Raw genomic sequence first — 15,138 nt, 5'->3', positions numbered from 1 at the left:
TCAGTATTTTTATTTGACTGCGCCGAAGGACAAACCGCGCACCAGTTGCTTCTGGCTGATCCAGCCAAAAATCAGGATCGGTGCGCAGGCCAGGGTCGAAACGGCCGACAACTTGGCCCAGAACAGGCCCTCGGGGCTGGAGTAGGACGCGATCAGTGCAGTCAGAGGCGCGGCGCTGGAAGAGGTCAGGTTCAGTGACCAGAACGCTTCGTTCCAGCACAGGATCAGCGACAGCAGCAGGGTTGAAGCCAGGCCGCCCTTGCTGATCGGCAGCAATACGCGCACCACCTCCTGCCACAGCGTGACGCCGTCCAGCCGTGCGGCTTCGAGGATGTCTTTGGGAATATCCTTGAAGTAGGTGTAAATCATCCACACCACGATCGGCAGGTTGATCAGGGTATAGATGATGATCAGTGCCGCCCGTGTATCCAGCAGGCCAAAGCTCTTGGCCAGCAGGTAGATGGGCATCAGTACACCCACTGGCGGCAGCATCTTGGTGGAGAGCATCCACAGCAGCGTGCCCTTGGTGCGCTTGGTTTCGTAGAACGCCATCGAGTAGGCCGCCGGGATAGCGATCAGCATGCACAGGGCCGTGGCAGTGAACGAGATCACCACCGAGTTCCAGGCGAAGTGAAAGTAACCGCTGCGCTGTTCGATATGCAGGTAGTTCTCCAGCGTGGGCGTGAAAATGAACTGGGGCGGCGTGGCAAAGGCGTCGAGTTCGGTTTTAAAACTGGTCAGGAGCATCCAGAAGATCGGGAAAAAGATCAGGATGGCGATGGCCCAGGCCAGGGTGCCCAGCAGCAGGCTTTGCAGGCGGCGCGATTGTTGAAGTGTCATCACTGAGCCCTCACGGCTTGTCTGTCAGGTTTTTGCCGAGCATGCGCACCAGAATGATGGCGGCAATATTGGCGATGACCACGGCGATCAAACCGCCGGCCGAGGCCATGCCCACGTCGAACTGCACCAGCGCCTGGTTGTAGATCAGGTACGCGAGGTTGGTGGATGCATAGCCCGGGCCGCCGTTGGTGGTGGTAAAGATTTCGGCGAACACCGACAACAGAAAGATGGTCTCGATCATCACTACGACGGCAATGGGGCGCGCCAGATGGGGCAAGGTCAGGTGCCAGAAAATCGCGATGGGGCCGGCACCGTCCAGGCGCGCGGCTTCTTTTTGTTCCTGGTCCAGAGACTGCGTGGCGGTCATCAGAATCAGGATCGCGAAGGGCAGCCATTGCCACGACACAATGATGATGATCGACAGCAGCGGGTAGTGCGCCAGCCAGTCCACCGGCTGGGCGCCAAACAACTTCCACACGGCGGCCAGGACGCCGGATACCGGATGGAAAATCAGATTTTTCCAGATCAGCGCGCCCACGGTCGGCATGATGAAAAACGGCGAGATCAACAGCACCCTTACGATGCCGCGGCCCATGAATTCGCTGGCTTCGAGCAGGGCGCTGATCAGTACGCCGAGCACCACGCTGATCAGCAGCACACTGCCAACCAGCAGCAAAGTGTTGGTTGCGCCGGGCAGGAAGCCCGAATCGGTGAGGAAGTAGGTGAAGTTCTCCAGCCCCACGAACTGGTTTTCGCCGGGATAGAGCAGGTTGTAGCGGATCAGTGAAAAGTACAGGGTCATCCCCAGTGGCACGATCATCCACAGCAACAGAAGCGCCACAGAGGGCGTTACCAGAAACCAGCCGGGATTGAACAGGCGCGGACGCCGCCCCGTTGGCGGGGCGTCGAGCGCGGCAATAAAAGTCGAAGTCGTCATCGTCAATACACCTGAATTGCTTTGCGTGGGAGCGAGCCTCCTCGTGAAGGAGTCGACGCGGTATTCGCGAGAAGGCTCGCTCCCACAGACCAGAGTTTGGTGTTGGCAGTGCTACTTGGGGTAACCCGCCCGCTTCATTTCGCGCTCGGTGCTCTGCTGGGCCGCGGCCAGTGCCTGGTCCACGGTGGTCTGGCCAATCAGCGCGGCACTGAACAGCTTGCCAACCTGGGTGCCCACCGCCTGGAACTCCGGAATGGTGACCAACTGGATACCCACATAAGGGACGGGCTTGAGGGTCGGGTCCTGAGGGTTGGCAACTTTCAAGGACTCGAGGGTGACCCTGGCAAAGGGTGCAGCTTTCAGGTACGCCTCGGTGTAGGTCGAGGCCCGGGTGCCCGGGGGTACATTGGCAATGCCGTCTTTTTCCGCCACCAAAGCACCGTATTCTTTGGACGTGGCCCAGGTGCTGAATGTCCTGGCGGCGTCCTTGGCTTTGGAACTGGTGGGTATGGCCAGTGCCCAGGAGTACAGCCAGGCACTGCCTTTATCGGTCACAGCATGGGGGGCGAAGGTAAAGCCGACATGCTCGGCGACCTTGCTCTGGCTACTGTCGGTGACAAACGAGCCAGCAACACTGGCATCGACCCAGATCGCACATTTGCCGCTGTTGAACAGCGCCAGGTTTTCGTTGAAACCATTGCTGGTCGCACCCGGCGGGCCTGAGGCTTTCAGTGTGCCGACATAAAAATTCAAGGCATTTTGCCACTCGGCCCCGTTGAACTCCGGTTGCCATTGTTCATTGAACCAGCGCGCGCCGTAGGCGTTGGCGATGGTGCTGATCAGCGCCATGTTTTCACCCCAGCCCGCCTTGCCGCGCAGGCAGATGCCGTATTGTTCCTGGTCAGGTTTGTTGAGGGTGCGGGCAAAGCCGGCGATCTGCTCCCAGGTGGGATGCTCGGGCATGCTCAGCCCGGCATCCTTGAACAGGTCGGTACGGTAATAGGTCATCGAGCTTTCGGCATAAAACGGCAGGGCATAGAGCGTGCCCTTGACGGACAGGCCGTCGCGAACCGACGGGAACACATCGTCGATGGCATAGGTGGCGGGCAGATCGGTCATGGGCTCAAGCCAGCCCTTGGCACCCCAGAGTGCGGCTTCGTACATGCCGATGGTCAGCACGTCAAATTGTCCGCCCTGGGTGGCAATGTCCGTGGTCAGGCGCTGGCGCAATACGTTTTCTTCCAGCACCACCCAGTTGAGCTTGATCTCGGGGTGCTCGCTCTCGAAGGTTTTCGCCAGCTTTTGCATGCGGATCATGTCGCTGTTGTTGACCGTGGCGATGGTCAGGGTTTGCGCGCCTGAACTGATGCCGCTCAGGGTCATGCACGTGGCGACACATAACGCTTTGACAGGGATATTCATTGAGCACTCCACTTCAGCGGCCTGGCGGCTTTTGAAGGACGGTTATTGTTTTTATAGCGGCTCGCACGGGGCAAGCGCCTGGGCCGATTACAGCCCTCAATCACCGGCGTGACAAATCACTGGAAGCACATCAATCGATACTATTTTGCACTGCGCAGGCGTTCACCCGGCGCACGCTGGTTTTGCTCGATCAAACGCTGCACCGCCAGGCGACGATAGTGTGACGGGGTCATTCCTTTGAGTTGCTGAAAGCGACGGTTGAAGTTGGAAATATTGTTGAAACCTGACTCGAAACACACATCTGTGACGGGCTTTTGACCATCGGCCAGTAACTCGCAGGACTTGCTGATGCGTAGCCGATTGACGAACTCGATGAAGCAGCGCCCTGTGGCTTGCTTGAATACGCGGGAAAAATAGGTGGGCTTCATGCCCATGTAGTCGGCGACTTCTTCTAGCGGCAGCTCGCGGGTGTAGTGGCTGAAGATATAGTCGACAGCCCGGTTGGTGCGGTCGATGGTCTGCTCGTCGGCCAGATTTCCGGCGGTGACCCCAGACAGCAGCTGGTAGTCATCACAGCCGGCCAGCAGTTCCAGCAGGATCAGGAAATGGCCAAGCCGGGTGATGCCGCTGGAGCCGGCAATTGCCTGCATCAGGTCCATAGCCTTGCGGATCGTGGCTTTACAGCGGAACTCGATCCCATGGCGCGCCCGTTCAAGCATTGGCGTGAGGGACTTGAGTTCGGTGAGTACCGAGGCGGCGCCCTCAAGCAGTTCATCGGTGAAGTTGACCAGCATGTCGCGGGTGGGTACCACCTCGTCACCGGCCACCTGGCTGATCCAGTTATGAGGCAGGTTGGGCCCGGTGAGGAATAATGTTTCGGGGTGGAAATTACCGATATAGTCGCCCACAAACACCTTGCCGCTGCTGGCAACGATCAGATGCAACTCGTATTCCTTATGGAAGTGCCAGCGCACCAGCGGACAGGGGAAGCCATGCTGGCGATAGATGATCGACAGGCCATTGTGGTCGTCCATCAGTTCGTAGGACGGGTCTGTGGCGCGGGCGGGGCGGGTCATGGGCTGGGCCGTCGTCAGTCTTGTTATGGCGTGGATCATGCCGGTTCCTGCGGTTAAGTCCAGTCAGATTTGAGGGTATTACAGGATGAAAACACTGTTGTTGATCGGTATCGGCGCCGGAGACCCGGAGCACATCACCGTCCAGGGGATCAACGCGCTGAATCGCGCCAATGTGCTGTTTGTGCTCGACAAGGGCCAGGCCACCGAAGACCTGGTGCGCATGCGCCTGCAGATCTGCCAGCGCTATATCCGTGAGCCGGGCTACCGTGTGGTGCAGGTCAACGACCCGCAGCGTGACAGCTCAACGGCGTGCTACACCGATGGCGTCGAGGATTGGCACCAACAGCGGGCCGAAGTGTTTACCCACTTGATCGAAGACCAACTGGCCGATGGCGAATGCGGGGCTTTTCTGTTGTGGGGCGACCCGGGGCTGTATGACAGCACCTTGCGTATTCTCGACCGTGTCCGGGCCGGGGGCTGCAGCGACTTCGAGCATGAGGTGATCCCCGGTATCAGCAGTGTGCAGGCCCTTGTCGCCCGCCATCGCATTGCGCTCAACACTATCGGCCAGCCGATCCGCATCACCACCGGACGCAAGCTGGTGGCCGAGGATCTGGATAATGTCGTGGTCATGCTCGACGCACATTGTGCCTTTGAAGCCTTTGTCGAAGAAAATGTCGATATCTATTGGGGCGCCTATATCGGCACTGCGGACGAGGTTCTGATCGCGGGCAAACTGAGCGAAGTGTGCGAGCAGATCAAGCAGGCCCGCAGTACTGCCCGAGCAAGCAAGGGCTGGATAATGGACACGTATCTGCTGCGCAGGCGCACCCGCCTGAGTGAATAGGCAGTTGCGTCGAAGTCTTTTTCGTACATGTTTTGTAGAATTAGATTATGGCGTCAAGTTGATACAACTGCCTACAGTTCGGCTCCTGTATTGCGTCGTTTACATGAGTCAGCTATGAAAGCCCATCTTGCCTGTTTGCGTTGTTACCGTGGGTTGTTGTGTGTCCTGCTTTTTGCAGCATGGGGGCTTGTGATGCCGGGCCCTGCCAATGCCACTGGCAGAGCCAGTTTTGCTGTCGCTCAGGGTACCTTCGATGTGAACCGGGCAACCCTTGAGGTGTTCTTGCTACGGCCCGGCAAAGCGCCCTTGTTGCTCAGTGGCGGTGCATTCAGGCAGGACAGCGAGGTCACTGAACTGGCTTCCGACAGCTGGATGATTAGCCAGGAGGGGAATCAATACCGGGTCGACATCAAGGTTGAGGACGACAGGTTGCGCGTTTCGATACAGGCGTCCCGCCCTGCAAGCTTGCGTTGGCCGCGCCTGCAAACCGACATTCGCGCCTACGCCATTCCTTTTGGCGAGGGTAGCTATATACCGGCCAATGACCCCGGCTGGCTTAACTGGCTGGTCAAGCGCTACTCCGGCGGGCAGTTGCTGGGTGAGTTGAGCATGCCGTTCTGGACTCAATTGCACGAGGACCTGTCGGTCACCTGGATAGTAGAAACGCCCTTCGACACCCTGTTTAGTATCAAGCGAGTCAAAAACACTGCGGTGCCGCAATTGCAGCATGACTTCAACCGGCTTGCACCTGATGCGCCCTTTGTGATCAGCATCGCCCCCGGCCCTGCACAACCGTTATATGGCGCAGGGCTATATCGCAAATGGCTCAAGAGCAACGGCCAGTTCGTTTCACTGACAGATAAAATTCGTGCGGTGCCGCAAACTGCCCTGCTCGGCGGTGCACCCCATATCTACGTTTGGGACGCAGGGCCGCTGAAAACCACAGACGTCCTCAACTGGGCAAGCTTTATCACGGCTTTTGACCGGGCGCGCCGTACCCCCGGGCATCTGGCTGCCAGTTTATGGGCAAGCTTTGATCCGCAAACCCGCAGCGTATTTGACATGAGTTTGTCGAGTACGCGCTCACGGCTACGAATGGTTTCACCGTTCAATCAACTGCAACTGGTTCGTGCCATCAACCAGGGAATGCGGCAGGTTGTAGCGGTACCCGCCAAGGAACCTCTGGACGGGGGGCATGATCCGGCTGGCGAGGTGCTGTGGGGGCAGGCAGCCAGAACTCAGCTGGTCGAGGCTTTCGGGCCTTACCTGTTACCGGCCGAGCGCTGGGGAGGAGGGCTGTCTGTGGATACGGTCAACGCGCTCAAACAAGCCGGGCTCACCCGTGCCTGGCTGGGTGCCAAGGACTGGCTTGATGCATTCTGGCACCCGCAGGCTGTGGCATTGGCCAAGCAAGCCGGGTTTCTGGTGGCGGTGTACGACAACTACGCAGACGCTCATGCACCCGCCGAACCGGAAACCTGGGCCGCTGCGCAAATGGGCGCGAACCTGGCCAGTGCAGGGCAGCATGATGCGAGCGGTGCTTCGAGCAAGGGGTTTAATGGCATTGGCGTCTTTGCCAATCCCCGGGAGGCCCAGGACTATGCGCGCCAGCGCATCAAGGCTGTGGCAGATGCTGCCGGGCTCAACAGCTATTTTCTCGATGTCGATGCTGCGGTCACTGCACAGGCGGACTACACCCCCGGCCGGGAAACCAGTGAAAGTGAAAATGCCCGGGTGATTGCCCGGCGCCTGGATTACCCGGGCGAGTCGTTGGGGCTGGTCACGGGCAGCGAGGGGGCGGTTTCTCCGTTTGCAGCCAATATTGCCTACAGCCACGGCATTGCCACACAACCATTCGACTGGACCGACCCTGACATGTCCGGTAATCAACAGTCACCTTTCTTTGTAGGGCAGTACTGGCCCCCGGAGACGCCAACACTGTTTTTCAAGACTGTTCCGATCGAACGGCAACTGGCAACTTATGTCCGCTCCTGGAAGTACCGCTTGCCGCTTTACCAAATGGTGCTTCACGACAGTCTGGTCAGCACGCATCACTGGGCCTACCCATCGTTGAAATTTTCCAATGAGCAGCAGAACACGGCACTGCTGCAGCTGTTGTACATGACGCCGCCCATGTACCACCTCAATGCCGCCGTGCTGGAGCGCGACTTGCCCTTTATCGCGGCCTACAACGAGGTTTTTTCGCCCTTGCATCAACGGCTTTTTACCCAGGCACTGGTTGATTTTCAGGTGCTCAGTGCAGACCGGAGCCTGCAGCGCACGGTGTTTGATGATGGAACCCGAATTACGGTCAATTTCAATCCAGACAAGGCGCAAAGTGCCGACGCCATGCAATTTGCGCCAATGTCGGCAAGCGTCCAGATACCGGGCGAAAAAGACCGCATCATCATGATTGCCGAGATGTTCAAGGCGACGCGACTGGCACAGCCCTAGTCAAACCGTTCGATTCTTTGCCTGGATCCACTGCGACATGTACTGGGTACTTTTATGCTGGTGATGGCGCAGCATGGCACCGGTGAAGTTGTTGCGCCGATGCTGTTGCAGGCCGGCGCGGCAGGCTTCGATGCACTCGACCAGAGCCGGGCCGTGGGTACTTTGCAAATAGCGCTGCGCCAGTAGTGCCGTTCCGTGCTGCTGGGCCTGATGCCAGGCGTCAGGGCTCTGATACAGCTGCACCGCAGCGGCAGCAATCGCACTGGCACTCTGTTCGATGGCACCTGCCCACGGCAGGTCGCCATGCATGCCTTCGGCGCCTACGGGAGTTGTGACGTTGGGCGTGCCGCAGAGCATGGCATCGGCGATTTTGCCCTTGATTCCTGCACCAAAACGCAGGGGGGCCATGCAGATCCGCGCATTGCTCATCACCTCAAGCGCATCTTCGGCCCAGTTGAGCACGTGAAAACCCTGTGCCGGGTTGTGCAGCGCAGTGGCCTTGGGCGGGGTGTAAGCACCATAGACATGCAATTGCGCCGTGGGCAGTTGCTGACGGATCAATGGCCAGATCGCGGTTTTCATCCAGAGCACGGCATCCCAGTTGGGGGCATGACGGAAATTGCCGATGCTCAGGAAATGCTGGCGCTGGTCAAAGGGTACGAACTGCGCAGGTACGCTGTCGACCATCAACGGGCACCAGTGCAGCAGGGCTCGGGGCACCTTGAAGTGCTCTACGAGCAGATCGATTTCGTATTCGGAAATCATCAGGTTCAAGTCGCATCGATAAATCGCCGCGATCTCCCGTTGCGCCAGATCGGTAACGGCCATCTGCTCGAAGGTCTCCCGTTGTGCCGGGGCGAACAGGCTGCTGAAATCATCAGTGTCGGCGTCAAGTTTGAGGCGCGCCTTGAGCTGTTGCTGGCGGGCGTCGCGCAGGCTTTGCAGGTCGGAGGTTTCCAGTACGCGCAGGGCCTGCGGGCAATGCTTCTCCACGCGCCAGCCGAACTGCTCTTCCATCATGAAGCGGTCGAACAGCACGATATCCGGGGCCAGCTCGGTGATGAAGGTATCGAAGCTGCTGTTATTGAGCGCGATACTGACTTCATCAATGCCCAATGTCGCCAGATCAGCCTTGTGTTCGCCAATGCCTGCCGGGCTGCTGAAGGTGATGTGCCAGCCTTGCTGCAAGAAACTTTCGATGATCTGCATCATGTGTCCGCCCGCCGCCGAAGAGCGGGGCTCGGGCCACACGTAGCCAATAATCAGGACGCGGGTTGGGCGAGTGGACGGCATGGGCAGATCCTTGAAGCGCTGTGGCTGATAAAAGGCGGCAATTAGAACACAAGTTGCCTACAACACCTGTGGTCGCTGCCTCTTACCTTGTGAGCGGCTACAGGAATACTGCACCTGTGGGAGCGAGCCTGCTCGCGAAGGTCGTTCGCGAGCAGGCTCGCTCCCACAATAGGTCAGGGTATCTAAACGTATCTGTGTTGACCTGTTACAAAGCACTGCGTAGCCTTGCGCGTTCGAGGTTCTTCGCAGCGCGAAGCTAAGAAGGGAACGCGGTATGCCGCGGCTGCCCCCGCAACTGTAAACGGTCGTTGATCTTGCAATGCCACTGCTTCACAGGCGGGAAGGCGCAAGGTAGGTATCAGCCGTAAGCCAGGAGACCTGCCTCGTAACAGATTCTTACTTCAACCGGGCGGGGTGATCCGGTGGCGAAGACTGACCGCGCACTGCTTGCGGCCGTCGTCCCGTATGCCCGCCGTTTTGCCAAAGGGCATCCGATGAAAACACTGGCCAAAACCCCCGTCACTATCGTTACCGGCTTTCTCGGTTCGGGCAAGACTACCTTGCTGCGTCATATGCTGGACAACGCCAACGGCCGTCGCATTGCAGTGATCGTCAACGAATTCGGCGAACTGGGTATCGATGGCGAAATCCTCAAGCAATGCGCTATTGGCTGCACCGAAGAAGAGGCCAAGGGACGCGTCTATGAACTGGCCAATGGCTGCCTGTGCTGCACGGTGCAGGAAGAATTCTTCCCGGTGATGCGTGAGCTGGTGGCGCGCCGTGGCGATATCGACCATATCCTTATCGAAACCTCGGGCCTGGCCCTGCCAAAGCCGTTGGTTCAAGCCTTCCAGTGGCCGGAAATCCGCAGCGCCTGCACAGTTGACGCGGTGATTACCGTGGTCGACAGCCCGGCGGTGGCGGCTGGCACTTTCGCGGCCTTCCCGGATCAGGTAGATGCCCAGCGCAAGCTCGACCCTAACCTGGACCACGAGTCGCCGCTGCACGAGTTGTTTGCTGACCAACTGGCCAGTGCCGATCTGGTGATTCTCAACAAGGTTGACTTGATCAGCCCTGAAGACCTTGCCCGTGTACGTGCCGAAGTGGCTGAAGAACTGCCACCGGCGGTCAAGATCATCGAAGCCAGCAGCGGTCGCTTGCCGCTGGACGTGCTGCTGGGCCTGGAGACGGGTTCGGAAGACCATATCGATGGCCGCCACAGCCATCACGACCATCATCACGATGGCGATGATGACCACGACGACCACGATCACGATGCCTTCGACTCGATCTCTATCGAGCTGCCTCAGGCAGAGGAGCGCGCGCTGATGGATGCTCTGAGCCAACTGGTGGTCAAGCACGGCATTCTGCGGGTCAAGGGCTTTGCCGCGATTCCGGGCAAACCGATGCGCTTGCTGATCCAGGGCGTGGGCACGCGCTTTGACAAGCACTTTGATCGCGCCTGGGGCAGCGACGAAGCGCGCACCACCAAACTGGTGCTGATCGGCCAGGACCTGGACGCGACCCTGCTCGAGTCCACCCTGCGTACAGCATTGAGCGCCTAAACCATGCATTTGCTCAGGACCCAGCCCGGCGGCTTTGTAGCGGACGACAATATTGCCGACCTCGGCCAGACCCCCGCCGAACTGGTGATCCTGTGCAGCGGTGACTCAAGCCTGGCCCTGCTGGCCGAAGCGGCGCAGCAGTTGCCTGACGATTATCCAAGCCTGCGTCTGGCCAACCCGATGCAGGTGCAAAACCACGGCTCGGTCGACCTGTATGTCGATGAGGTTCTGCAACACGCCAAGGTGATTTTGTTGTCGCTGCACGGTGGCATCGGCTACTGGCGCTACGGCATTGAACGGCTGGTGCAACTGGCTGAACGCGGTGTGACCCTGATTCTGGTGCCGGGCGATGACCGCCCCGACCCGGAACTCAGCGCCCTGAGCACAGTGCCCGTCGAGCAGGCCGAACGGCTCTGGCACTTTTTGCGCCAGGGCGGGCGGCATAACGCCCTGCAGCTTTATCGTTGCCTGGCCAGCCAATGGCTGGGCCGCGACTATGCCTGGGACGAACCGCACACCTTGCCCCGTACTGCCATTTATCATCCGGCCCATTCCAGCCCTGCACTGCAGGACTGGCAGCCGGGCCAACCGGTGGCGGCGCTCTTGTTCTATCGCTCGCATTTGCAGGCGGCCAATACGGCATTTGTCGATGTGTTCTGCCAGCGACTGCAGGCGGCAGGGCTAAATCCGCTGCCGATTGCGGTCGCCAGCCTGAAGGAGCCGGGCTGCCTGGCGGTGGTACAGGACTTGCTCGATGAAGTCGGCGCAGGGGTCATTCTCAATACCACCGGGTTTGCCCAGTCCAGCCCGGAAGCTCCGCATTTGCGCCCGTTTCGCCGCAATATCCCGGTGATCCAGGCCATTTGTGCCCAGGACAACCAGCCCGGCTGGCAAGCCAGCGAGCAGGGTCTGGGCCCGCGGGACCTGGCCATGCACATTGCCTTGCCGGAACTGGACGGGCGGATCATCAGCCGGCCGATCAGCTTCAAGGACCTGGCGTGGCGCAGTGAGCGCAGTCAGTCGGATGTGGTGTGTTACAGAGCGCATCCCGAACGGATGGATTTTGTCGCAGAACTGGCACGGCGCTGGGTGGAGCTGGCACGTGTGCCGAACCCGCAAAAGCGTATCGCCCTGATCCTGGCCAACTACCCGACCCGCGATGGCCGTATCGGCAATGGCGTAGGGCTGGATACCCCGGCTGCGGCGCTGAATATTTTGCGCGCCTTGCAGGGCGAAGGCTACCCGGTGGCTGCTGAGCTCCCGGATACCGGCACCGCGTTGATTCAAGCTCTGTTGGGCGGTGTTAGCAACGACCTCGACAGCCTCGACCTACGCCCGTGCCATCAAAGCCTTGGGCTGGATGAATACCAGGCGATGTTTAATCGTCTTCCAGAAGCCAATCGCCAGGCGGTGATTGAGCGTTGGGGCGAGCCACAGCACGACCCGATGTTTCGCAGCGGTCGCCTGATGATTGCCGGGCTGCGTTTTGGCCTGACCTTTGTCGGCATTCAACCGGCGCGGGGATATCAGGTCGATGCCAGTGCGGTCTACCATGACCCGGACCTGGTACCGCCCCATGCTTATCTGGCGTTTTATTTCTGGCTGCGCAACACCTACGGCGCCCATGCGGTGGTGCATGTGGGCAAGCATGGCAATCTGGAATGGTTGCCGGGCAAGGGCGTCGGGCTGTCTGAACACTGCTGGCCGGATGCTATTTTGGGCCCCATGCCCAACGTCTATCCGTTTATCGTCAATGATCCGGGTGAGGGCGCACAGGCCAAGCGCCGGACCCAGGCGGTCATTATTGACCACTTGATGCCGCCGCTGACCCGGGCCGAAACCTATGGCCCTCTGCTTGACCTGGAGCTGCTGGCCGACGAGTATTACGAAGCGCAACTGCTTGATCCGCGCCGGGCGCGGGAGTTGCAACGGGATATTCTCAAGCTGGTGCGCGATACCCATATCGACCGCGAGCTGCAACTGGACGCACACCTCGACAGCGACAGCGATGCCGCAATCTGGCTGCCACGGCTGGATACCTACCTGTGCGACCTCAAGGAATCGCAAATCCGCGACGGCCTGCATATTTTTGGTGAGTCGCCTGCCGGGCGTCTGCGCATCGACACCTTGCTGGCATTGCTGCGCATCCCCCGCGGTGATGGCCGCGGGGCGCAATCAAGCGTGCTGCGGGCGTTGGCCAAAGCCTTCGGGCTGAGTTTTGATCCGCTGGACTGTGCGCTGGCCGAGCCCTGGACGGCACGTCGCCCCGCGCCTTTGCAAGCAGTCAGCGAGGCGCTGTGGCGCACCGCAGGCGATACCCGCGAACGTCTGGAACTGTATGCTGCGCAGCTGATCGAGCAGGCGTTGGCGGGCACGTTGCAATTGCCCGACACAGAGCAATGGAGCGAAGTGCGGGGGATTTTTGAGGCGCTGCTTGGGGTTGTTGCACCGCGTCTGGATGCCTGCGGCCCGGCCGAGATGCAGGGTCTGCTCGATGCTCTGGCGGGGCGTTTTGTCCCTGCCGGCCCCAGTGGTGCACCGAGCCGCGGGCGCCTGGACGTACTGCCTACCGGGCGTAATTTCTTTTCCGTGGATGTACGCAACTTGCCCACCACCACGGCCTGGCGTATCGGTTTTCAGTCGGCCAACCTGATTCTTGAGCGTCATTTGCAGGACCACGGCGATCACCTGCGTCAGCTCGGCCTGTCGGTATGGGGCACTGCGACCATGCGCACCGGCGGTGATGATATCGCCCAGGCCATGGCGCTGATGGGCGTGCGCCCGGTGTGGGCCACGGGTAGCCAGCGGGTGGATGACTTTGAAATCCTCCCGGTGAGCCTGCTGGACCGGCCGCGGGTGGACGTGACCTTGCGTGTATCCGGGTTCTTCCGTGATGCCTTTGCCAATCTTATTCGCCTGTTCGATGCCGCTGTTCAGGCGGTGGCGGCGCTGGACGAACCTGATGACCTGAATCCGCTCGCGGCAAAAGTGCGCAGCGAGCGTGAACAGCTGGAGCGCGAAGGGCTGGCCCCGGAACTGGCGGCCCGTCAGGCGGGCTGGCGGGTGTTTGGTGCCAAACCCGGGGCTTACGGTGCCGGGGTACAGAACGCAATCGATGGGCGTTTGTGGCAAAGCCGCGACGACCTGGCCGAGGTGTATCTGAACTGGGGCGGTTATGCCTATGGCGGCGCCGATGAAGGCACGGCGGCCCGCGGTCAGTTTGCCCAGCGATTGGGGCAGATGCAGGCGGTGGTACAAAATCAGGACAACCGTGAACATGACCTGCTCGATTCCAATGACTACTACCAGTTTCAGGGCGGCATGCTGGCGGCGGTAGAGAGCTTGCGTGGGGAGGCCGCAGCCAGCTACCACGGCGACCACAGCCAGCCGGATCTGCCGAAGATCCGTACGCTCAAGGAAGAGTTGAACCGGGTTGTCCGATCCCGTGCGGCCAACCCGAAATGGATAGAAGGGGTCAAACGCCATGGTTACAAAGGCGCATTTGAAATGGCCGCTACCCTGGACAACCTGTTTGCCTTTGATGCAACCACGCACCTGATCGATGATCATCAATATGCATTGCTGGCGGATGCCTATTTGCTGGACCCGGATACCCGTGAGTTTGTGCGTGAGCACAACCCGCATGCCCTGCGCGACATGACCGAACGCATGCTCGAAGCGCAGCAGCGCGGGCTGTGGAGTGAACCGGGGGAGTATCAAGCGGCGCTGGAGAATCTGTTGCTGGATATAGAGGAAGAGTAACCAGGCAACCCTCACCCTAACCCTCTCCCGGAGGGAGAGGGGACTGATCGGGGGATGTTCAGGATTTATACCTCACCAAAAATCGGCCCCCTCTCCCTTTGGGAGAGGGCTGGGGTGAGGAGCTTTTGAGGCCGATCAATATTCTAAAATCTGGAGCCCGAAAACATGACTGACACCCCACATTTCCCGTTATCGGCGGTGGTCGGCGCGGACTCATTGAAACTGGCGCTGTGCCTGACCGCCATTGACCCGAAAATTGGCGGCGTACTGATTGAAGGCCCGCGCGGCATGGCCAAGTCGACGCTGGCACGCGGTCTGGCCGACCTGCTTGCCAGCGGCCAGTTTGTCACCTTGCCGTTGGGCGCAACCGAAGAGCGTCTGGTTGGTACCCTCGACCTGGATGCCGCACTGGGCCAGGGCAAGGCGCAGTTCTCCCCGGGGGTGCTGGCCAAGGCCGACGGCGGCGTGCTCTACGTCGATGAAGTCAACCTGCTTGCCGACCATCTGGTGGACGTGCTGCTGGACGTGGCAGCGAGCGGCACCAATGTGGTCGAGCGTGATGGTATCTCCCATCGGCATGCTGCGCGTTTCGTGCTGATTGGTACCATGAATCCGGAAGAAGGCGAGTTGCGCCCGCAGTTGCTCGACCGCTTCGGCCTGAATGTGATGCTCAGCGGCCAGCCGCAACCGGAAGAACGCAGCGAAATCATCCGCCGGCGCCTGGCCTTTGACGCTGATCCGCAGAAGTTTTGCGCGCAATGGGATGAGGCGCAAACGACCTTGCGCGAGCGCTGCCAGCAGGCCCGTGAACGGCTGGGCAGCATCGCTCTGGATGATCAGTCTCTGGCTGTTGTAACTGAGCGCTGTTTTGCCGCCGCGGTGGATGGCATGCGTGCCGACCTGGTCTGGCTGCGCGCAGCGCGGGCCCATGCCGCCTGGCGC

10 protein-coding genes and 1 riboswitch are annotated in these 15,138 nt (G+C 60.0%); of the genes, 5 read left to right on the top strand and 5 right to left on the bottom strand.

Annotated features, from left to right (window positions below; all coding sequences use genetic code 11):
- Window positions 1-9: 9 nt before the first annotated feature.
- The 4 genes from GHO42_RS16175 to GHO42_RS16160 all read right to left on the bottom strand — a co-directional run bounded on the left by GHO42_RS16175 (window position 10) and on the right by GHO42_RS16160 (window position 4,275).
- The gene (locus GHO42_RS16175) at window positions 10-843 is read right to left on the bottom strand and encodes a carbohydrate ABC transporter permease (RefSeq protein ID WP_178126928.1); all 834 of its coding nucleotides are present in this window, start codon (window positions 841-843) and stop codon (window positions 10-12) included.
- Between the two features lie 7 nt (window positions 844-850).
- A complete protein-coding gene (locus GHO42_RS16170; protein ID WP_133144581.1) occupies window positions 851-1,777 on the bottom strand; it encodes a carbohydrate ABC transporter permease in 927 nt (308 codons plus the stop codon).
- 111 nt (window positions 1,778-1,888) lie between these two features.
- Window positions 1,889-3,199 carry a sugar ABC transporter substrate-binding protein gene (locus tag GHO42_RS16165; RefSeq protein WP_095017966.1) on the bottom strand — a complete coding sequence of 437 codons (1,311 nt, stop codon included), beginning with the start codon at window positions 3,197-3,199 and terminating at the stop codon, window positions 1,889-1,891.
- Window positions 3,200-3,339: 140 nt separating this feature from the next.
- Window positions 3,340-4,275 (bottom strand): AraC family transcriptional regulator, encoded by a 936-nt coding sequence (locus tag GHO42_RS16160; protein ID WP_153326100.1) that lies wholly within the window; start codon window positions 4,273-4,275, stop codon window positions 3,340-3,342.
- Window positions 4,276-4,360: 85 nt separating this feature from the next.
- On the opposite strand from GHO42_RS16160, the gene cobF reads away from it, so the two are divergent.
- Window positions 4,361-5,122: a precorrin-6A synthase (deacetylating) gene (gene cobF / locus GHO42_RS16155; RefSeq protein ID WP_133144582.1), complete on the top strand. Its 762-nt coding sequence runs from the start codon at window positions 4,361-4,363 to the stop codon at window positions 5,120-5,122.
- Window positions 5,123-5,314: 192 nt separating this feature from the next.
- Window positions 5,315-7,576, top strand: a complete 2,262-nt coding sequence (locus GHO42_RS16150) for a glycoside hydrolase (RefSeq protein WP_153326057.1) — start codon at window positions 5,315-5,317, stop codon at window positions 7,574-7,576.
- On the opposite strand, the gene GHO42_RS16145 is transcribed toward GHO42_RS16150, so the two are convergent.
- Complete coding sequence (locus GHO42_RS16145; protein WP_133144584.1) at window positions 7,577-8,869, bottom strand: glycosyltransferase; 1,293 nt, start codon at window positions 8,867-8,869, stop codon at window positions 7,577-7,579.
- A 219-nt stretch (window positions 8,870-9,088) separates the two neighbouring features.
- Window positions 9,089-9,270, top strand: a riboswitch (cobalamin riboswitch).
- Window positions 9,271-9,363: 93 nt separating this feature from the next.
- On the opposite strand from GHO42_RS16145, the gene cobW reads away from it, so the two are divergent.
- The 3 genes from cobW to GHO42_RS16130 form a co-directional block, all read left to right on the top strand.
- Window positions 9,364-10,434 (top strand): cobalamin biosynthesis protein CobW, encoded by a 1,071-nt coding sequence (gene cobW, locus GHO42_RS16140; protein WP_133144690.1) that lies wholly within the window; start codon window positions 9,364-9,366, stop codon window positions 10,432-10,434.
- A 3-nt stretch (window positions 10,435-10,437) separates the two neighbouring features.
- Window positions 10,438-14,196 (top strand): cobaltochelatase subunit CobN, encoded by a 3,759-nt coding sequence (gene cobN, locus GHO42_RS16135; RefSeq protein ID WP_153326055.1) that lies wholly within the window; start codon window positions 10,438-10,440, stop codon window positions 14,194-14,196.
- Between the two features lie 165 nt (window positions 14,197-14,361).
- Window positions 14,362-15,138: ATP-binding protein (locus GHO42_RS16130; RefSeq protein ID WP_153384165.1), on the top strand; the 777-nt coding region annotated here is incomplete at its 3' end.

This window comes from Pseudomonas sp. FSL R10-0056 (genome assembly GCF_009600105.1).
GTDB lineage: Bacteria > Pseudomonadota > Gammaproteobacteria > Pseudomonadales > Pseudomonadaceae > Aquipseudomonas > Aquipseudomonas bubulae.
This window is presented reverse-complemented; position numbering and strand designations above follow the sequence as displayed.

Excerpts from the sequence above, each read along its gene's own strand:
- GHO42_RS16160 (WP_153326100.1), bottom strand. The coding sequence starts at position 4,275 with ATGACCCGCCCCGCCCGCGCCACAGACCCGTCCTACGAACTGATGGAC.
- cobW (WP_133144690.1), top strand. The coding sequence starts at position 9,364 with ATGAAAACACTGGCCAAAACCCCCGTCACTATCGTTACCGGCTTTCTC.
- GHO42_RS16150 (WP_153326057.1), top strand. The coding sequence starts at position 5,315 with ATGCCGGGCCCTGCCAATGCCACTGGCAGAGCCAGTTTTGCTGTCGCT.
- GHO42_RS16165 (WP_095017966.1), bottom strand. The coding sequence starts at position 3,199 with ATGAATATCCCTGTCAAAGCGTTATGTGTCGCCACGTGCATGACCCTG.
- GHO42_RS16145 (WP_133144584.1), bottom strand. The coding sequence starts at position 8,869 with ATGCCGTCCACTCGCCCAACCCGCGTCCTGATTATTGGCTACGTGTGG.
- cobN (WP_153326055.1), top strand. The coding sequence starts at position 10,438 with ATGCATTTGCTCAGGACCCAGCCCGGCGGCTTTGTAGCGGACGACAAT.
- GHO42_RS16170 (WP_133144581.1), bottom strand. The coding sequence starts at position 1,777 with ATGACGACTTCGACTTTTATTGCCGCGCTCGACGCCCCGCCAACGGGG.
- cobF (WP_133144582.1), top strand. The coding sequence starts at position 4,361 with ATGAAAACACTGTTGTTGATCGGTATCGGCGCCGGAGACCCGGAGCAC.